Origin of the sequence: Komagataeibacter xylinus, from assembly GCF_009834365.1 — a bacterium.
In the GTDB taxonomy this organism is placed as follows: Bacteria; Pseudomonadota; Alphaproteobacteria; order Acetobacterales; family Acetobacteraceae; genus Komagataeibacter; species Komagataeibacter xylinus_D.
This window is the reverse complement of the sequence record NZ_CP041348.1, coordinates 3,402,726-3,420,968: the sequence shown is the minus strand read 5'-3', so window position 1 is coordinate 3,420,968 and position 18,243 is coordinate 3,402,726. Positions and strand designations below refer to the sequence as shown.

Here is an 18,243-nt window from a genome sequence, read left to right as displayed (position 1 = left end):
GTCATGGCCACGAACGATGTCGGTGTTATCGACACTTTCCTCAATACCTTCACGACCACGATCGACAGTGGCTTCGGCCTTCTGAAAGGAAATGTCATCTCACTGGCGGGGTCATTATCCGTGCTGGACGTCGCCCTTGCCGGACTGTTCTGGGCCTGGGCGGCTGATGAGGACATCATCCAGCGTCTGGTGAAGAAGACGCTGTATATCGGGTTCTTCGCGTTCCTGATCAACAATTTCGACCATCTTGCGAAGGTGGTGTTCGACAGTTTCGCCGCCATGGGTCTCAGGGCCGGTGGCGGAAGTCTGCCACTTTCGGATTTCCTCCATCCCGGCCGACTGGCCGCGACGGGGTTCGATGCGGCCCAGCCGCTGCTGGAGTCCGTTCATAATCTTCTCGGCCCTGTCGCATTTTTCAAAAACTTCATCCAGATTTTTGTGCTGTGCCTGTCCTGGTTGATCGTGCTGGCAGCGTTCTTCATCCTGGCCGTGCAGCTTTTCGTGGCCCTGATCGAGTTCAAGTTGACCAGCCTCGCTGGTTTCGTGCTGATCCCGTTCGCCCTGTTCAACCGGACGGCGTTTCTGGCCGAGAAGGTGCTGGGCAATGTTGTGTCGTCGGGCGTGAAGGTGATGGTGCTGGCGGTGATCTCCGCCATCGCGTCCGTCCTGTTCCGGCAGTTCAACACCTCCTATGGCGACGCGGTTCCCACGATTGGCCAGGCGGTCTCGGTCGTGCTGGCGTCGGTGTCGATCGTCGGTCTGTCCATCTATGGCGGCAGCATCGCCAACGGGCTGATCTCCGGTGCCCCCCAGCTTGGGGCTGGCGCGGCCGTAGGGACCGGCATGGCCGTCGGTGCCATGGGCGCTGCGGCTGTTGCGGGTGTCGGGGCTGTCGCATCCGGTGGCGCCGCAGCCCTCGGCGCCACGGCTGCCGCCGCACGGGGAGGGGCCGCGATCGCCGGGGCCGCCACGTCCGCCTATTCGGCGGGAGCCGCAGGCGCGTCTGGCGGCGCGGGCAGCATGGCCGCCGGGATCGGAGGCATGGGCCGGGCCGTCGGCGGGAACGTCGCGAATGCCGTCAAAGGGGCGGCATCACGTGCCGGTTCATCCCTCAAAGAAAGCTACGCCGCCGGTGGACGCTGGGCCGCGCGCGGGATGGGCGGTGGAGAGGGTGACGAAACCGGTGGCAGCGGGCCGTCTCCATCGGGTGGGGGTGGTCCAGCTGGTGGCGGCGGCCCCTCGGGAGGTGGCCCTGCCGGTGATGGTCCATCTGGTGGAGATGGTGGCGGTTCTGGTGAACCGCCCCGCTGGGCTCAGAAGATGAAGCGTCGCAATGCCGCAACCCATGCCGCCGAGGCCGCCCACATCATCCGCTCGGCCGACGGCGGCAGTGGCTCGGCGTCCATTGATCTCTCGGAAAAGGAATGAGGACGATGTTCCGTCGCTCCACCACCCGCTACGGGACCACGCCCGAACCCGTGACGCCCTATCAGAAAGCAGCGCAGGTTTGGGACGAACGGATCGGTTCCGCCCGCGTCCAGGCAAGAAACTGGCGGCTGATGACGTTCGGATCGCTCTTTCTCTCGGCAGGGCTCGGGGCCGGGCTGGTCTGGCAGTCCGCGCGCGGCACCATCACGCCGTGGGTGGTGCAGGTGGACCGGCTGGGGCAGACGCAGGTCGTGGCCCCCGCGACAGCGGGCTATATGCCCGCCGATCCGCAGATCGCCTGGTATCTGGCGCAGTTCGTCCACGACGTGCGCGCCCTGTCGTCGGACCCTGTGGTAGTCCGGCAGAACTGGCTGCGGTCCTATGATTTCACCACCACGTCGGGCGCGCAGGCGCTGAACGATTATGCCCGCCTCAACGATCCGTTCTCGCGGATCGGGCACGAGCAGGTCGAGGTGGATATCGCCTCGGTGATCCGGGCCTCGCCCGGCAGCTTTCGTGTGGCCTGGAGCGAGCGCCATTACCGCGACGGCGCTTTTGTTGGCACCGAGCGCTGGACCGCCATCGTCTCGGTCGTCCTGCGCACACCGCGTGACGCCGATCATCTGCGGAAAAATCCTCTGGGTATCTACGTCTCCGCCATCAACTGGTCGAAGGAGCTGGGCCAATGATCCGTCGTGCTCTTCGTTTCCTCCCGCTGTTTGTCCTGCCTCTTGCAGGCTGCGCGCAGCATTACCACCCGCCGATCATCCGCTACGATGATGCCGCTCAGGCCCTGCGCCAGCCCGATCCGCCGAAGCCGGTGCAGGTCGTGGAGGTTCCAAAAATCCTTCCCCTGCCGGGCCAGCTCAAGCCGCTGCCGCCACGACGCACGGCCCATCCGGTGCCCGAAGTCGCCGACCCGACCGTGCGCGTGACGCAGGCCAATCTGGCGGCGCGTATCCAGCCGACGCGGGCCGGTTATGTGAACGCGGTGCAGGTCTATCCCTATTCTGCCGGCGCGCTCTATCAGGTCTATGCCTCGCCCGGTGAGATCACCGATATCATGCTCCAGCAGGGTGAAAAGCTGGTCGGCACCGGGCCGGTGGCCGCTGGCGATACCGTGCGCTGGATCATCGGCGATACCGAGAGCGGGGCGGGGGCCACGAAGCGCATCCATATCCTGGTCAAGCCGACCCGGCCGGACCTGGCTACCAACCTGATCGTCAATACGGATCGGCGCACCTATCTCGCCGAACTGCGCTCCACGCCGGTGACGTATATGGCGTCGGTATCGTGGGACTATCCCGAGGATGATTTGATCGCCCTGCACCGGCAAAACGATGCGGCCGATGACATTGCTCCTGTGGACGTGGGTTTGGATCTCGACGCGCTGAATTTCCGTTACGCCATCCAGCCGGTGAAAGGCGCCACACCGCCCTGGTTACCCAGCCGGGCTTTCGATAATGGGCATAAGGTCTATATCGCTTTCCCATCCGGGATCGGGCAGGGGGAACTGCCCCCGCTCTTTGTGCTGGGGGCCGATGGTGGGCCGGAACTGGTCAATTACCGGGTGCGGCAGAACTGGATGATCGTGGATCGCCTGTTTGCCGCCGCCGAACTGCGGCTGGGCGACAAGCATTCCGAGCAACGGGTGCGCATCGTCCGTACCGACGGACGGCGGACATGACCGGGCAGGCGCCGACAGTGGGCGAAAATCCCGCAGGTGCTGCAACGCCGCCGCCCGATCTGCGTCTGCGGGCCGATCGGCCGCGCGTGGTGCGTCTGTCGCGCACCGTGGTCTGGTCGCTGGGCGGGGTCGGCATGGTCGCGGTGGCCTTCGCGCTGGGTTACGCCCTTCAGGCCAGCCATAGGCCGCCGTCCACGTCGGCCACACAGGATACCGATGTCCGTCCCTCGGCCGACGGGCTGGCGGGGCTGCCCTCCGATTATATCGGCAAGGACGTGCCGAAACTCGGGCCAGCGTTGCCCGGTGATCTCGGGCGCGCCATCCTGCATGCGCAAGGGCAGGGGAAGGCGGCCTCCGGTACCGAAGACCACCGCGCCGCGCAGGAGGCCGAGGCGGCGATCGCCAGCCGGCTGTTCGTGCAGACGGGGGAGCGCGACCGTGCCAGTGACCAGGCGATGCCACCCGTGCCGGGCGCTCCTGCCTCTCAGGGGCGGGCGTCCACCACGGACGGACCACAGGCTGGAAACATTGCCTTCCTGGAAGGGCAGCCGGATCGCGCGACAACCAGCCCCGATCGCATCATGCCGCTGGTCTCGCCCTACGTTCTCCAGGCGGGCACGGCGATCGCTGGCGCGCTGAACACGAAAATCAGCTCTGACCTACCGGGCCAGATCGTGGGCCATGTGACCCAGAACGTCTATGACAGCCCGACCGGGCGCTTCCTGCTGATCCCACAGGGCAGCCTGCTGTTCGGGGCCTATAACAGCAGCGTCTCCTTCGGGCAGCAGCGCACCCAGATTATCTGGACCCGGCTGATTTTCCCGAATGGCGAAAGCCTGGTGCTGGAAAAGCTGCCCGGCGGCGACGCCATTGGCCAGTCCGGCCTGTCCGACGAGGTGAACAGTCACTGGGGGCAGTTGTTCAAAGCCGCCCTGGCCACGACCCTGCTCAGCGTGGGCTCCGAAGCCGGGACGTCATGGAACGAGAACAACCTGATGCAGGCGATCCGTTCTGGCGCCAGCAACGGGTTTTCCATGGTCGGTAACCGGCTGATCGATCGCAGTCTGAACGTCCAGCCCACCCTGACCGATCGGCCGGGGCTGCCCTTTACCGTTCTGGTCGGGCACGACCTGCTACTCAAACCCTACCGGGATCAAGGACATATACGATGACGGACCTGAAAATCCGGGAACTTCCCGATGAGAAACCGGTCAGAATGACCGTGGCGCTACCCGCCGACCTCCATCGTGACCTGCTTGCCTATGCGGCACTTCTTTCCGGCAACGATGGGGCGATGGACCCGGCCCGGCTGGTCGCGCCCATGCTTCGGCAGTTCATGATGTCGGACAAGGGATTCGCCAGGGCGCGGAGGCAGGCAAAAGCAGCATCGTCGGAAAAGTAGCCTCACGGCCACGGCTGATGGGCTTCGATATATCGGGCGAAGCTCTGGGCGCAGGGATTCTCATTGTCGGGCCGCCAGACAATGCCGAATTCCAGATGGGAGGAACCGCCTGCGTCACGGATTTCTATGATCGCGATGTCGTGGCCATGCTGATCGCGGATCAGCGGCAGCCACGAGGCCGGAAGTAGCGCGATGCCTTCCTTGTTCTGGACGAGTGCGACAACCCGATTGCTGCCGATATCATGATGACGGATTCTGGGATGGATATCGGTTTCACCGAGTTTTCGCCGGATAAGTTCCTTGAAATCATGACCGGCATTATCACGTCCGATCAGGAATGTTTCATGACGCAGATCTTGCCATGAGATTTCCCGTCGTGTCGCCAGAGGGTGATCGGTGGAGAGCGCCGCCACGATGCGGTCGCTCCAAAGGGGCATGACGCGCAGGACTGGCGTCAGATTGCGACGTGTGACGACCGCGAAATCGATCTGTCCGCGCTGGAGCCGACGCACCAGTCTCTTGCCTGTGCCCTCGGAATAGCGAAAGATGATATCGGGATGCGTAGCACGGAACTCCGCCGTGAAGGCCGAGAGGCGTCCAGGCAGGACGCAGGTCTGGATGCCGATGGAGATCTGGCCATTCTCGCCCTTGCCCGTCCGCCGAGCGCGGGCGTTCATGCCAGCCACGTTATCCAGGATCATCTGGGTCCAGAGGATAAATTCTTCACCGAAGGCTGTCGGGGTAGCACCGGCCGGGGAGCGGGTGAACAGCCTGACATTCAGCCGCTCTTCGAGGTTGTGCAGGGAGCGGCTGACGGCCGATTGCCGGGTGTTCAGGAAACGTGCCGCGCCGTGGATACTGCCTTGCTCGGCGATTGCCCGCACGCATAGGAGTTGCCACAGATCGAACGGTGGGCGCCGCATGGCCCGTCACACCATCTTGCCACGGCATGGTTTCAAAACCGTATTGTCCGTTAATTGTATAAAACGAGCATAGATGGGCAGAATAAACATGGCAGTTTTATCCTGTGATTGGGTGTTGTTACGCCTCCGAAAACATAGCTAAATAAAATGACGCTGATAAAACTCATCTTGCGGAGACATTAATGTCTCCGCCCTGTTCAGAAATTTTCTTGATGTGATTTAGCATTCGTAGCCGTAAAATACCACTTACCCACCGGATGCATATCCAATAGGGAAGAAATAGCCGCTTTGTTTTTCTATCTGTGCATTTTATTCGCGTTTCTGTAGTTAGGAGGCACTCGCCTTTTGTAATTGACGTTACCATAATTGATACAAACACTTTATAGAAACCGGGCCGAGTAAAATGGATAAAATCAGAGGGGGATCGCATCACAGGAGATGTATTCGAAGAATCGAATGTGCCTAAAAGGCCGCGTATGATTTCTTTGGAGGGAATTTCGCGAAGGACGATAAAATCTTCAAAATCAAACATATCCGTTGCATCAGATGCTTTCAGACGTCGCGCCGGAAAGCGTAGCGAAAGGAAGAAACGGATAAGAGGGTCGTCCCTCAGCTTGAATGCCAAAGCGATTTTGAACAATGAGTTCTGATCGCTTCTGACCTTGATTGCATGTTGTTCTTTGAAATCATATTCAGGCGACACTTGATCGAGATCGGATGACGTTGTGAGAGTTTCGCCGCGCCGGATAAGAACATTCATGATGCGATCGGTAATATTCACGACTGCCAGCCTCCCCCAAGTGCGCGAAAGCATTCAACTGCGGCGCGATCCTCTTCTGCCCGCATGGATGCCAGTCGATCCTGCGCGTTCAATAAGGTGATGTTTGCTTGAAGGGCATCATTTAGAGCCAGAGTGCCCGCTGTATAGGACTGCCATGTGAGAGCCGCAGCATGGTGCAACGCTTCAACATTATGCATTTGTGACGCGATCGCTTGCCGTGTCTGGGAAAGATGAAAGAATGCATCTTCTACATCTTCTGCTGCGCGTAACATGGTGGCCTGATAGCTGGCGAGCGCCTCTGCGTAACTACCACGAGCACGGGAGACATCGCTGGATATTTTTCCGAAATCGAAAATGCGCCATCGTAATGCTCCTGTCGCAGTCGGCTGGAATCCAGGCGCAGTGAATAGCTGTTGCGGGCTCATACTTTCGAAACCCAGCGCGCCCTGAAGAGATATTTTTGGATAATAATTTGCCAGAGCCTCGCCGATGCGGGCGTTGCTTGCTGCCAGTCTTCTTTCCGAGGCGATAACATCGGGCCGACGCCGGAGAACTTCCAGAGGCTGCGCATTCGCGGATGGTGCGGGAACAGCGGGTAATTCAGCATAAATCCTGAGTTCTACAGCGTATGTTCCGGGCTGTGTTCCCATCAGGACATCAAGTCGGTTTGACTGCGTTTCCTCATCTTTTTCTATATCGATCATGTTTTGCCGGGCGGCCTCGACGACTACTGTAGCAGAGGACAATTCCCGGTCGTCGGCAACATTTCGACTGCGACGCTGCCGGATAAGGTCCATCATCTTCTGGTTGGAGGTGAAAACATCCCTGGCTATGCGTAGCCGGGCCTGATCGCCCCGGATGCGGAGGTATGTATCGGCAGCCTCGGCCGCGAGGCTCAGTCTCGTACCATCACCTTCTGCCTCAGCAGCCTGAAACTCATCCCGTGCGGCTTCGTGTGCTCTTCTCAAACCGCCGGCGATGTCCAGTTCCCAACTTGCCACCCCACCGACGTTGTACTCGCGATAATCCCGATTGAAGTGTGGAATTTCCCGAACAATGTGACCGATGAGTCCTTCTTCGGACAATCTTGTCGCCGAAACCTGAGGGGAAAAATCGAGAGTTGGTAACATCTGTGCGGCTGCTGAGCGCGCGATTGCCCGTCCCTGAAGCACTCTCGCATAGGCTGCCTTCAGATCAAGATTCTGGGTAAGCACTCGGGACTCAATTTTATCGAGTTCTGTATCATGAAATGATTTCCACCAAGAAACCGCGTTCTCCGAGGAAGATATCGAGAACGCTGTTTTGCTGACATTGTGGAACGGGATAAGCGATATTTGTGGTGTCCGATAGTTCGGACCGACAGCGCATGCCGTCAGGCATGACATCACTGCGGCGAATACCGACTGTCGAATAATGGCTGCGGCGGGGCGGCGTCTCGCCCCTGGGTAAATAAGGCAACGCGTTCCTTCCTTCAGGGTACGGTTCTGAATCACCTGGGGAACCTCTGTCATGAATTGGTGCAGCCGCATGGAGTGTGGCGTATGACGTGTTCCATAAATCGTCACTCATTGTCAACGTGAGTAGCTCAACGTATGAATTAAGTGTTCCCTTTTTCGACGTGAGGTTCGGATGCAGTCAGCAGGCAAAGGTCAGAGAGGCCCGATAGACCATGAGCGGCGGGAGCAGATTCTCGATGCCGCCAATGAGCATTTCCGCCACTATGGATACAAGAAAACGACTGTCGCTGACCTTGCCAAGGCGATCGGTCTCTCGACTGCATATATCTACAAGTTCTTTGATTCCAAACGGGCTATCGGCGAAGAGATCTGTCGCCAGTGTCACGAGCGGGTGATGGCGGACGTCAAGGATGCCATGGGCTCCGGCAAACCAGCGTCGGAGAGGCTTCGCCTCATCTTTCTGACCCTTGCCCGTGACGGAATCGACCTTCTGTTCAATGACCGGAAAATGCACGACATTGTGCTCGCGGCTCTGGAAGAAGGCTGGTCGACGGCCGCCGACTTCGACGCGGAATTGCTGTCACACGTCAGATCGGTGATTGCCGATGGCAGGGACGCAGGAGAGTTTGAGCGCAAGACTCCACTAGAAGAAGCCTGCCGTGGAGTGGTCCTTGCACTCCAGCCTGTCAGACATCCCGTGCTTCTCGAGTTCAATCATAATACCCTTATTGAGGATGCCTCTCTCCTGGCCGGCCTGGTGCTGAGGAGCCTTTCAGTATAGAATTAATAAGTGACGAATTGACAATATAATCACTCGCGGCGAAGATGGCTCCCACGATGTATCGAGGGAGCAATTTGAATGCCGCCAAGAAGACGGTTTTTCGGGAAGTGGCTGGGCATATTGCTCCTCATGCCCGTAGTTGGTTGCAATAGGCATACGCCGTCAGATCCGCGCACGGCTCCGCGTGCCGTCCTTGTGATTGTTCCCGGCAGCACGACCTCTTCGTCCCCGATATATCCCGCTGTCGTCGCAGCACGCGTGCAGCCCACGCTTGCCTTTCGTGTTGCGGGGAAAATAGTTTCCCGGAAGGTCGACGAGGGTCAGGTCGTACATCGCGGTGATGTACTGATGACCCTCGACAGAACCGATCTTGCGCATGACGTGACTAGCCAGAGCGCTAATGCGGCATCCTTGCGTGCGGCCTGGGAGAATGCAGCGGCTGACGAACGTCGTTATCGGGGTCTGGATCAGACGGGCGCCGTGTCGAAGTCTTTCTACGATGGAATACGCAGTCGTGCCGAAAGTCTCCACGCACAACTCATGGCGGCGGACGCCAATCGCAGGATCGCGACTGACCGGGACGACTATACGGTTTTGAGGGCCGACCATGACGGTACGGTGCTTTCCGTTTTTGCCGAGGCCGGTAATGTTGTATCGGCAGGCCAACAGGTCCTGACCTTCGCATCAGCCGGTCCTCTGGAGGCGTCGGTTGATCTCCCCGAAGACATGAATCTTCCTATCGGCTCTTCAGCGATCGTTTCAGATGCAAAGAGCGATCAGATCATCACGCGCGCCGCGTCGCTCCGCCAGATCGCCGCTATTGAAGATACTGCAACGAGAACGGTGAACGCACGGTACATCATCCCGAATTTTCCGACGAACTTACGGATCGGACAGACGCTCACTGTTACGCTGACATCGTCACTGTCCGACGATATGGTCGTTCCTCTTTCTGCTCTTTTCGATATGGGAAGCGCACCGGGCGTATGGATCATCGAACCATCTAACAAGAAGGTCGCGTTTCACCCGGTGCCTCTCCGGCGTGTTGAAGGCAGCGCGGCTGTTATAATGCCCGATCAGAGAATGCGCGACCTGCGTGCTTCCGGCGAATTACAGGTGGTCGCTGCTGGTGTCCATGACCTCCATGCGGGGGAAGTTGTGACGATCGCGCCTGACCAGGCGCAGATGCAATGAAGGCGTTCAATCTCTCGGCATGGGCGGTTAGGGAACAGGCGATCACGCTGTTCCTGATCGTCGCGCTCGCCCTATCCGGTGCCTATGCTTTCTTTGCACTCGGCCGTGCAGAGGAACCAAGTTTTACCGTCAAGACGCTGACAGCTACTGTTCTATGGCCAGGCGCTACAGCAGAGGAGGTACAGGATCTGGTTGCCGATCCGCTGGAAAAGCGCTTGCAGGAGCTGACCTGGTATGACCGGGTGGAAACAATGGCACGCCCCGGCATGGCGGTCATGATGCTCACCCTCAAGGACAATACACCTCCATCTGCCGTGCCGGAGGAGTTCTATCAGGCGAGGAAGAAACTGGGGGACAGCGCGCATGTGCTTCCACGAGGTGCTATTGGCCCCTTCGTCAACGACGAATATTCCGACGTGGTCTTCACGGTTTATACCCTTGAAGGCAGGGATGTTCCGCTCTTCTTGGTGACCCGTGCTGCGGAGACCGTGAGAGAGAAGCTTCTGCATGTGCCAGGGGTCCAAAAAGTAGCGATTGTCGGGGAGCAGCCGGAGCGGCTGTATATCGATCTCTCACACTCGAAGCTGGCGGAACTCGGCCTGAGCGTAACGGACGTTATCCAGACGCTTCAGGAACGGAATGATGTTGTAGATGGGGGTTTTGTCGAAACCAGTGCCAGTCGGATTTATGTTCGTACGCGGCAACCACTGTCGCGACCGGACATTATCGGAAACACAACGATCAGTGTGGGGGGCCGGACTGTTCGACTGGGTGATATCGCGGCGGTCCACACAGGTTATGAGGAACCACCGGATTTTCTGACCCGTCATAACAACCAGTCCAGCCTGGTTCTCAATGTTGTCATGCGGCCTGGCTGGAATGGCCTGAAGCTCGGTGCTGCGCTGTCTCATGCTGAAGATGGGATCAACCGGAGCCTGCCGGTCGGGATTACGCTCACGCGGATCGTTAATCAGGCGCAAAATATTCACGCGGCCGTCGGCGAGTTCATGTTGAAATTCTTCGTGGCGTTGAGCGTCGTCATGTTGGTCAGCTTTATCAGCCTCGGCTTTCGTGTGGGTCTCGTTGTGGCAGCTGCCGTGCCTCTGACGCTGGCAATCGTCATGATCCTCATGCTTGTAACGGGGCGCGCGCTCGATCGGATCACGCTTGGCGCCCTGATCATCTCACTTGGACTTCTTGTCGATGACGCGATCATTGCTATTGAAATGATGGTCGTGAAGCTTGAGGAGGGCATGAACCGTATTGCGGCCGCGTCCTACGCATGGTCTCACACGGCGGCACCGATGCTCGCGGGAACACTCGTGACGATCATTGGTTTTACACCTATCGGTTTTGCACAATCAGCCGCAGGTGAATACGCAGGAAACATCTTCTGGATCGTCGCGTTCGCTCTCATCACGTCATGGTTTGTCGCCGTTATTTTTACGCCTTATCTGGGTGTCAAATTTCTGCCTGATCTCCGGGCAGCACATGCGCAGCCACCGTATCAATCCGCACGGTATGAGCGTTTCAGGCGGCTGGTCCGCAGCGTAATAACTCATAATAAGGCCGTCTGTGCAGGCGTGGTCTGCCTGTTCGTGCTGGCGTTTGTCGGTATGGGATTTGTGCGGCAGCAGTTTTTTCCCAGTTCGGATCGACCGGAGCTGCTGGCAGAAGTAATAATGCCGAAAGGAGCACCCATCGAAAGCACGGCCGAAGCAGCAAGGAAAGTCAGTGACTGGCTACAGAAGCAGCCTGAAACTCTCAGCGTCACAAGCTATATCGGTGGGGGCGCTCCCCGGTTCTTTCTGGCGTATAATCCGGAACTGCCTGATCCGGCATTTGCAAAAATCGTTATTATGACCGCAAACGCGAAGCAGAGAGACAGGCTGCGCGATAGCTTGCGCCAGGAAGTCGCGAAGGGCCTGGCGCCAGAGGCCAGGGTGCGTGCGACCGAGTTCGTCTTTGGTCCTTATACGCATTTTCCGATCATGTACCGCGTCATGGGGCCGGACGCCCAAACAGTAAGTCATATCGCTCAGCAGGTCAGCGATATTGTCCGGGCCGATCCCGAGACGCGGCAGGTGAATACCGACTGGGGAGAAAAACAGCCATCCCTGCATTTCGTGATGAATCAGAGCAGGCTGGCGCAGTTGAGTCTCTCACCTGACACTGTCTCGCGTCAAACCCGATTTATGTTGCAGGGCATAAGCGCGGCCCAGGCTACCAAGGATATTCGGTCGGTTGATCTGATCGTGCGCTCCGACGGCCAGTCTCGTGCAGACCCGGCCCGGCTTCTCGATCAGGATATCATTGCCGGTGACGGCCGTCGTATCCCGCTGCGGCAGATCGGCATGCTGGAATATCGCAGCGAAGAGCCTGTTCTGTGGCGGCGAGATCGCATTCCGACGATGACCGTGCAGGCGGATATCAATGATCAGCTTCAGCCGCCCGAGGTCGCCGCGCGACTGGACAAAGTGCTGCAGCCTTTGCGAACGACCCTTCCAGAAGGGTATCGTATTGAAACGGGAGGTAATACCGAAGAGTCCGCGAAGGCCAACGCAGCAATGGCACCGATTTTTCCGATCATGATTCTGCTCATGCTCGGGGTTATCGTTGTCGAAACCCGATCTCTATCGGCGATGACGATGGTCTTTCTGACGGCACCTCTCGGCCTCATCGGAATGGTTCCCACGCTTCTCCTGTTTCACCAGCCCTTCGGGTTTAATGCGATCCTTGGTCTCATCGGTCTTTCAGGCATCCTGATGCGCAATACGCTGATTCTGATTGGTCAGATCCACACTAATCTGGCAGACGGCATGGAGTTTTCCGATGCAGTTGTCGAAGCCACGGTACAACGGGCACGCCCTGTCATCCTGACGGCCCTGGCGGCAGTCCTGGCATTCATTCCACTGACTGAGTCGATTTTTTGGGGAGCACTGGCATTTACTCTGATTGGCGGAACTGCCGCCGGTACCGTGCTGACACTCCTTTTTCTGCCAGCGTTATATACTCTCTGGCCGAGGAAGTCATTGGGGACGATTCATGCCGAACATGGCTGATATTTCCCGCTTAGATCTTTGCTTTCTGCACATATTGCTGTGATATGACCTCAAAACGGCAGGAACTGCCTTCATGTCTCAGCAATCTCCGTAGAGACCCGGTACGGGGATAAAACCCGGTAGATCGCGGACGCGATCGAGCCAGCGCATAAGAGCCGGGTAGGGGGTAAGGCTGATACCGCCTTCGGGTGCTAGTGCAAGGTAGGGAAAGAGAGCGCAGTCGGCAATTGTAGGCCGGCGGAGCGCAAACCAGTCCTGTGTCTCGACATGCGCATTAAGCACCGGCAGGAGTTTGTCGGTCCAGCGCATGGCAGTGCCCATATCGAGGGGATACCCGAATTTCCGGATCAGACGGGCGGCGTTGGGGCCGTTGCGCACCTCGCTCGACGCCACTGAAAGCCATTGCGTGATGGTGGCCTGTGACATGGCGTCTTCAGGCCACCAAGCGCGGTCCGCCAGCCGGGCGGCAAGGTAAACCAAGATGGCCTGAGAGTCCCGAAGTGTGAAGTCACCATCCACCAGAACCGGGACTTCCCCGAACGGGTTCAGTTTCCGGAAATCCGGATCATGGTTCTCACCTGCTGCGAGATCGACCGGAACGAGATCCAGCTTCGTATCGGTCAGGGCCGCGAAAAGCCGGATCTTGTAGCAGTTTCCGGAGACGTCCAGATCATAGAGAAGCATCACGGAGTGTCCTGTGGTTGGAAATTAAGAGGGCAGGAGACAGACGGAGCTTGCCCGGCAGCACCATGGGCTCTAGTGTGACGAACGACTGTTCGTGAGTCAAAGGCGAAATGAGAGAACCCGTTCCTATCCACCAGATCGTTGTCGAAGCCCGCGAACTGTTTCGCGAATATGGCTACGAAGGGGCATCCATGCGCGATCTGGCCGATCGCGTGGGTCTGCGTCCGCAAAGCCTCTACACGCGCTTTCCGTCGAAGGAATCGCTGGTGCCAGCAGTGCTGGCCCTGACTCTCGACGATACGCTGGTCGATCTTCCGGATCCAGCGGGGGACTGGCGTGCTGCCTGGCGGATGCTGATCGGGAGGATCGCGGAGACGTTCGAGGCACGAGGGCGCTGCGTGGGATTGCATCTCGCGTATGGCGTGACGGCGCAGACACCGGACGCTCGGGACGCGGTGCGGACGTTTTTCGCACGATTGCGCGATGCGATGGCCGGGATTCTGGACGCCGGGGAAGTTTCTGAACCGGTATCCGTCGCGACGGATACACTCGCGCAACTCGAAGGGGCAACGCTCTGGATCACGACCGAGGGCGACATGGAACCGCTCCGGCATGCTGTGGAACGTGCCCTGTGTATTGGTGATCGGGAAGGGAGACCACTGTGATCGAAACCAAAAGATTGTGTCTCTCGCTTCATCAGATGACGGATTTCCACGATCTACATACGATGTGGAGCGATCCGGATGTCGTTCGACACATCAGCTGTGTTCCATCGTCGGAACAGGAGTGCTGGTTTCGCCTTCTTCGCTATCGGGGCCTGTGGGATCTTCTGGGTTATGGATACTGGTGTGTCCGCACGAAAGCGGATGGGCGCTATGTCGGCGATGTCGGCTTCGCCGATTGGAAGCGCGATATCGAGCCATCTCTGGACGCTGCGCCGGAAGCCGGCTGGGTTCTGGCGCGCTGGGCGCATGGCAAGGGATTTGCGACCGAAGCCCTTCAGGCTGCATTGGCATGGATGGACGGGCGCGGCGTGGATCGCACGGTCTGTATCATCGCACCGGAACACGCGACGTCGTGCAGGGTCGCGGAGAAATGCGGATATTTTCTGAAAGGCAGCGCTTGTTTCCGAGCGGAGCAGACGCTGCTTTTACAGCGCAAGAGGGACGATCGGTGATGGACGCTTCCGTAACGACATACCGTGCCTGGAGCTGGCACGCGCCGGGCGAGCCCGAACAGCTTCAACTGGTGGACCGGGCCTTCGTGTCTCCAGGACCGGGTGAGATCGTCGTGCGGAATACCATGATCGCGCTCAATCCCGTTGACTGGAAAGTCATTGCCGCCAGTCCCGACGGATGGAGGCCGGGGCATGTGCCGGGCGTGGACGGTGTCGGAATCGTCGCGGAGGTCGGCGACGGCGTGAGTATCCCCCTGGGAACGCGGATCGCATATCATCAGGGGATCGGCAAACCGGGTAGCTTCGCGGAATATACGATCGTGGATGCCGATTGTGCGCTCGTTATTCCCGACGGTGTCAGCGACGAGAGCGCCGCCGGAATTCCGTGTCCGGGGCTGACGGCGTGGCAGGCGCTCGCCAAGGTACCGGATATGCCGAACCGGGATGTACTGGTGACCGGGGCTGGCGGCGCTGTGTCGCTGATCCTGGTGCAACTGGCATTGCGTCGGAACTGGCGTGTCTGGGCGACCGCGTCGCCGGCTCATCACAAACGGCTGCTTGCGTTGGGCGTTGCCGGTACGTTCGATTATCGCGATGAGCGCTGGCGTGCGCAATTGACCGTAGCACTCGGGCCGCGCCGCCTCTTTGCTGTATTCGACACCACGAGCGGGGCGTATGCACGCGGTCTGGCGCCACTGGTGGGGTATAACGGACATCTGGTCTGCATTCAGGATCGGCTGGAATCACCGCCTCTGCCGCCGTTCACGACGGCGCTGTCCCTGCATGAAGTCGCGCTGAACAGCGCGCACGGCCATGCGACGGCGGAGAACTGGCGGGAGTGGCGCCAGGCCGGAGCGCAGTTGCTCGACGCTGTGCGGATTGGTGCCCTCGGCCTCCAGCCGCATATAGTCACCGCGTTCGATGACCTGCCGGCAAGCCTCTCCGCCCTGAAGCACGGGCGCATCAAGGGGAAAAAGATTCTCGTGCGCATTGAGGCTTGAAGCCGTAATACCAGCGTGCCCGTGCCCTCAGTGACGCGCGCGAGTAGAGTTTCCAAACTGTGTGATGACTGACTTCGGGCTGTCAGGGGTTTCGAAGCGTAGACTAATGGCAGCAACGGGGGGGGAATCCGGCCTGTCCGCTTTGGAGCGCTCAGATAATGTTTCCTGCCGTTCACTCGACGACATGTGGCTGCCACTGTGCGCGCATGGCGGTCATTGCCGTGACCAAAGCAATCGTCCAGAAGCGGACATATGCGGCACAGGGAACGGTGGCACGTCGCGCGCCCCATTTCGGCATTTCAGGCGGCCATAGATTCCTAATTTGAGTCGGCGAATCAACGGTATCCTTGGCGAGCAATGTGTGGACCAACTAGCCTGCGGACGAGTTTCTGAGACCAGTGTGTTTAAGTCACTTAGACGGCGCCAAAATATATTGCATATTACATCCAGATCTAAATAGGGGAGACAACATGCCGGATATCGCCGTCCTAATCACAAACTGCAATAGCGTAGACCGTGCTGAAATCGGATTGAGGGAAGGCGCCCTCAACATTAAGTATGGCCCAAACGGGATCGGCAAAAGCACGATTGCGCGCGCTATCGTTAGCAAAATTCGTGCTGACGGCAGACTGGAGAATCTTGCCCAGTTTAAGGGGCGCGGAAAATCGGGAGCGCCCTCTCCTCAGGTCGAAGGCATTGATGAGCTGAAGTCAGCGCTCGTTTTCGATGACGATTACATCCAGCAATTTGTGTTTCAGAAAGACGAAGTACTAAAGAACAGCTTCGAGGTTTTCATTAGAACGCCTGAGTATCTGGCGGAAATGGCAGAGATCGACGAACTGCTGGCTGGTATTCGGCAGGCGTTCTCCGACAATCAGAAAATTGGTCAGGTAATATCGGACTTGAAGGAGCTGCGCGACGCATTCGGCAAGCCAAGCAAAACTGGCGCGATACCCAAGTCAAGTAAGATCCATAAGGCTTTTGGCTCAGGCAACAAACTTGAAAACATTCCGGCGGCGCTCAAGCCGTTTGAGACGTTTATCAAGAGCCAGGAGCCTGCCAAGTGGGTCAACTGGCAGATCAAGGGAAATGAATTTTTGCAATTAGGGGACGCGTGCCCTTACTGCGCTTCACCACTCGACCAAGCTGGAAGCAAGGATGCGGCTCTTGCAGTTGAGAAGGAATACGATGCTACCGCCGTTGGTCATCTCAGCGCCCTGCGTGCCATCATCAATAGGCTAGGTAGTTATTTTAGCGAAAGATGTCGTGAAAATCTTGATAAAGTCACAAAAGCCAAGGTCGAACTCACAGCCCAGGAGAACAGCTTTCTTACGGGGCTTAAGGCAGACATAGATGCCCTCATAGAAAAGCTTGAAGGCCTCCGCACTATGTCATTCTTCTCTTTGCGGGACGTCGAAGAAGTAGCCGATAGACTGACGCCCTTAAAAATCGACCTGGGGTTAATGGACAAGCTCGATTCCGAGGAAACGCGAAAGACTGTTGACCCCATCAATCAGCAGCTCGACGGGCTGATCGCCAAAGTCGGAAACCTAAAAGGTAAGATCAATCGACATAAGGCCCGCATCAAAAAGGCCATCGATGAGAACCAGTCGAGCATAAATGCCTTTTTAAAATCAGCCGGCTACAAATACACCGTCGAGATTGTGCCTGAGCCTGACTCTTACAAGATGAAGCTAGTTCACCAGGATCTCGCCAATCATATCGAAGCTGCCACGCGACACCTGAGCTACGGTGAGAAGAATGCCTTCGCGTTGGTCCTGTTCATGTATCAGGTGCTGAGCGAAAAGCCTGACCTGGTTGTCCTGGACGACCCGATCTCATCGTTCGACAAGAATAAAAAGTTCGCCATATTACATGAGCTTTTTCGTGGAAAAGCCAGTTTGCGCGGGCGAACAACACTTATGCTCACCCACGATATCGAGCCTGCGATCGACGTGATCAAAAGCACCAGTGCGATTTTCCAAGGCGCCTCGCCATCTGCCAGCTTCCTTTCATCTCGGGCAGGCGTCGTATGCGAAGTGCCGATCGAACGGCATGACATACAAACGTTCTCGAAGATCTGCGCCGACAATGTCGCTGCCCTCAATGACAGCATTTGCAAAGCCATTTATCTGCGCCGCCACTACGAGCTGCATGGCGATACTGAGTTGGAATACAATCTGCTGGCAAGCCTGTTCAAGGGGCGGGAAACGCCAACCATTCAGTCTGGCACCGCTAATCGTGACATGACTGCTGAAGAAAAGAACACGGCAGAGTCTAATATCAGGGAGGCCTTCATTCCCGATTTTGACTATGACGCCCTCGTGTCCGAAGTCACCAACGTGGATGCCATTAGAGCGAAATTTCACGCTACGACAGTTGGCTACGAAAAGATTCAGCTATTTCGCATCATCAATGCTGAACATGATGATAATGTCATACGCAAGTTCATCAATGAGGCTTACCACATTGAAAACGAGTACGTGATGCAGCTCAACCCCCATAAATTCGAGATTATCCCGGAGTATATTGTGGCGGAGTGTGAGCGAATGCTCGCGCCAACCCGTGCTCAATAAATAGCATGAGCGAGTAAACGGAACTGGAAGTCGTGGCTGGTGTCCGCATCTGGGTGAGTCTGCCCATTAGCTGCCAGTCTGCTTTCGCCA

At 58.0% G+C, this 18,243-nt stretch carries 16 protein-coding genes; 12 read left to right on the top strand and 4 right to left on the bottom strand.

What is annotated here, in order from left to right; genetic code table 11:
* Positions 1-3 precede the first annotated feature (3 nt).
* From trbL to FMA36_RS16270, 5 genes are read left to right on the top strand one after another with little or no spacing between them, the layout of a single operon-like run.
* A complete protein-coding gene (trbL, locus tag FMA36_RS16290) occupies positions 4-1,428 on the top strand; it encodes a P-type conjugative transfer protein TrbL (RefSeq protein WP_007396826.1) in 1,425 nt (474 codons plus the stop codon).
* Between the two features lie 5 nt (positions 1,429-1,433).
* On the top strand, positions 1,434-2,117 hold the full coding sequence (gene trbF / locus FMA36_RS16285) for a conjugal transfer protein TrbF (protein ID WP_007396825.1): 684 nt from the start codon (positions 1,434-1,436) through the stop codon (positions 2,115-2,117).
* Entirely contained in the window at positions 2,114-3,115 is a 1,002-nt protein-coding gene (gene trbG / locus FMA36_RS16280; protein WP_007396824.1) for a P-type conjugative transfer protein TrbG, read from the top strand. The genes trbF and trbG overlap by 4 nt, the downstream gene beginning before the upstream one ends.
* A complete protein-coding gene (locus FMA36_RS16275; protein ID WP_039998459.1) occupies positions 3,112-4,287 on the top strand; it encodes a TraB/TrbI/VirB10 family type IV secretion system protein in 1,176 nt (391 codons plus the stop codon). The genes trbG and FMA36_RS16275 overlap by 4 nt, the downstream gene beginning before the upstream one ends.
* Positions 4,284-4,517: a DUF2274 domain-containing protein gene (locus FMA36_RS16270; protein WP_007396822.1), complete on the top strand. Its 234-nt coding sequence runs from the start codon at positions 4,284-4,286 to the stop codon at positions 4,515-4,517. Before FMA36_RS16275 ends, FMA36_RS16270 begins: the two co-directional genes overlap by 4 nt.
* A 2-nt stretch (positions 4,518-4,519) precedes the next feature.
* Here the strand turns inward: FMA36_RS16270 and FMA36_RS16265 are convergent, their stop codons facing one another.
* The 3 genes from FMA36_RS16265 to FMA36_RS16255 all read right to left on the bottom strand — a co-directional run bounded on the left by FMA36_RS16265 (position 4,520) and on the right by FMA36_RS16255 (position 7,732).
* Positions 4,520-5,440, bottom strand: a complete 921-nt coding sequence (locus tag FMA36_RS16265) for a LysR family transcriptional regulator (RefSeq protein WP_007396821.1) — start codon at positions 5,438-5,440, stop codon at positions 4,520-4,522.
* A 163-nt stretch (positions 5,441-5,603) separates the two neighbouring features.
* The gene (locus FMA36_RS16260) at positions 5,604-6,221 is read right to left on the bottom strand and encodes a hypothetical protein (RefSeq protein ID WP_007396820.1); all 618 of its coding nucleotides are present in this window, start codon (positions 6,219-6,221) and stop codon (positions 5,604-5,606) included.
* Positions 6,218-7,732, bottom strand: coding sequence for an efflux transporter outer membrane subunit (locus tag FMA36_RS16255; RefSeq protein ID WP_230975727.1), 1,515 nt, complete (start codon positions 7,730-7,732; stop codon positions 6,218-6,220). Before FMA36_RS16255 ends, FMA36_RS16260 begins: the two co-directional genes overlap by 4 nt.
* A 118-nt stretch (positions 7,733-7,850) precedes the next feature.
* Here FMA36_RS16255 and FMA36_RS16250 point away from each other — a divergent pair, with 118 nt between their 5' ends.
* The 3 genes from FMA36_RS16250 to FMA36_RS16240 all read left to right on the top strand — a co-directional run bounded on the left by FMA36_RS16250 (position 7,851) and on the right by FMA36_RS16240 (position 12,715).
* Positions 7,851-8,459: a TetR/AcrR family transcriptional regulator gene (locus FMA36_RS16250; protein WP_007396818.1), complete on the top strand. Its 609-nt coding sequence runs from the start codon at positions 7,851-7,853 to the stop codon at positions 8,457-8,459.
* A 195-nt stretch (positions 8,460-8,654) separates the two neighbouring features.
* Complete coding sequence (locus FMA36_RS16245) at positions 8,655-9,653, top strand: efflux RND transporter periplasmic adaptor subunit (protein ID WP_007396817.1); 999 nt, start codon at positions 8,655-8,657, stop codon at positions 9,651-9,653.
* Positions 9,650-12,715 (top strand): efflux RND transporter permease subunit, encoded by a 3,066-nt coding sequence (locus tag FMA36_RS16240; protein WP_007396816.1) that lies wholly within the window; start codon positions 9,650-9,652, stop codon positions 12,713-12,715. Before FMA36_RS16245 ends, FMA36_RS16240 begins: the two co-directional genes overlap by 4 nt.
* A 78-nt stretch (positions 12,716-12,793) precedes the next feature.
* On the opposite strand, the gene FMA36_RS16235 is transcribed toward FMA36_RS16240, so the two are convergent.
* Positions 12,794-13,399, bottom strand: coding sequence for a glutathione S-transferase family protein (locus FMA36_RS16235; RefSeq protein WP_007396815.1), 606 nt, complete (start codon positions 13,397-13,399; stop codon positions 12,794-12,796).
* Positions 13,400-13,509: 110 nt separating this feature from the next.
* On the opposite strand from FMA36_RS16235, the gene FMA36_RS16230 reads away from it, so the two are divergent.
* The 4 genes from FMA36_RS16230 to FMA36_RS16215 all read left to right on the top strand — a co-directional run bounded on the left by FMA36_RS16230 (position 13,510) and on the right by FMA36_RS16215 (position 18,153).
* Positions 13,510-14,064 carry a TetR/AcrR family transcriptional regulator gene (locus tag FMA36_RS16230; protein ID WP_007396814.1) on the top strand — a complete coding sequence of 185 codons (555 nt, stop codon included), beginning with the start codon at positions 13,510-13,512 and terminating at the stop codon, positions 14,062-14,064.
* Positions 14,061-14,576, top strand: a complete 516-nt coding sequence (locus tag FMA36_RS16225) for a GNAT family N-acetyltransferase (RefSeq protein WP_039998457.1) — start codon at positions 14,061-14,063, stop codon at positions 14,574-14,576. Before FMA36_RS16230 ends, FMA36_RS16225 begins: the two co-directional genes overlap by 4 nt.
* The gene (locus tag FMA36_RS16220) at positions 14,576-15,577 is read left to right on the top strand and encodes a zinc-binding dehydrogenase (RefSeq protein ID WP_039998456.1); all 1,002 of its coding nucleotides are present in this window, start codon (positions 14,576-14,578) and stop codon (positions 15,575-15,577) included. The genes FMA36_RS16225 and FMA36_RS16220 overlap by 1 nt, the downstream gene beginning before the upstream one ends.
* 470 nt (positions 15,578-16,047) lie before the next feature.
* Positions 16,048-18,153 carry an AAA family ATPase gene (locus tag FMA36_RS16215; RefSeq protein ID WP_039998455.1) on the top strand — a complete coding sequence of 702 codons (2,106 nt, stop codon included), beginning with the start codon at positions 16,048-16,050 and terminating at the stop codon, positions 18,151-18,153.
* The last annotated feature ends 90 nt before the right edge of the window (positions 18,154-18,243 follow it).

Bases quoted from the DNA above. Each gene is read 5' to 3' on its own strand.
- trbL (WP_007396826.1), top strand. From the start codon at position 4: ATGGCCACGAACGATGTCGGTGTTATCGACACTTTCCTCAATACCTTC.
- trbF (WP_007396825.1), top strand. From the start codon at position 1,434: ATGTTCCGTCGCTCCACCACCCGCTACGGGACCACGCCCGAACCCGTG.
- trbG (WP_007396824.1), top strand. From the start codon at position 2,114: ATGATCCGTCGTGCTCTTCGTTTCCTCCCGCTGTTTGTCCTGCCTCTT.
- FMA36_RS16275 (WP_039998459.1), top strand. From the start codon at position 3,112: ATGACCGGGCAGGCGCCGACAGTGGGCGAAAATCCCGCAGGTGCTGCA.
- FMA36_RS16270 (WP_007396822.1), top strand. From the start codon at position 4,284: ATGACGGACCTGAAAATCCGGGAACTTCCCGATGAGAAACCGGTCAGA.
- FMA36_RS16265 (WP_007396821.1), bottom strand. From the start codon at position 5,440: ATGCGGCGCCCACCGTTCGATCTGTGGCAACTCCTATGCGTGCGGGCA.
- FMA36_RS16255 (WP_230975727.1), bottom strand. From the start codon at position 7,732: ATGACAGAGGTTCCCCAGGTGATTCAGAACCGTACCCTGAAGGAAGGA.
- FMA36_RS16250 (WP_007396818.1), top strand. From the start codon at position 7,851: ATGCAGTCAGCAGGCAAAGGTCAGAGAGGCCCGATAGACCATGAGCGG.
- FMA36_RS16240 (WP_007396816.1), top strand. From the start codon at position 9,650: ATGAAGGCGTTCAATCTCTCGGCATGGGCGGTTAGGGAACAGGCGATC.
- FMA36_RS16235 (WP_007396815.1), bottom strand. From the start codon at position 13,399: ATGCTTCTCTATGATCTGGACGTCTCCGGAAACTGCTACAAGATCCGG.
- FMA36_RS16230 (WP_007396814.1), top strand. From the start codon at position 13,510: ATGAGAGAACCCGTTCCTATCCACCAGATCGTTGTCGAAGCCCGCGAA.
- FMA36_RS16220 (WP_039998456.1), top strand. From the start codon at position 14,576: ATGGACGCTTCCGTAACGACATACCGTGCCTGGAGCTGGCACGCGCCG.
- FMA36_RS16215 (WP_039998455.1), top strand. From the start codon at position 16,048: ATGCCGGATATCGCCGTCCTAATCACAAACTGCAATAGCGTAGACCGT.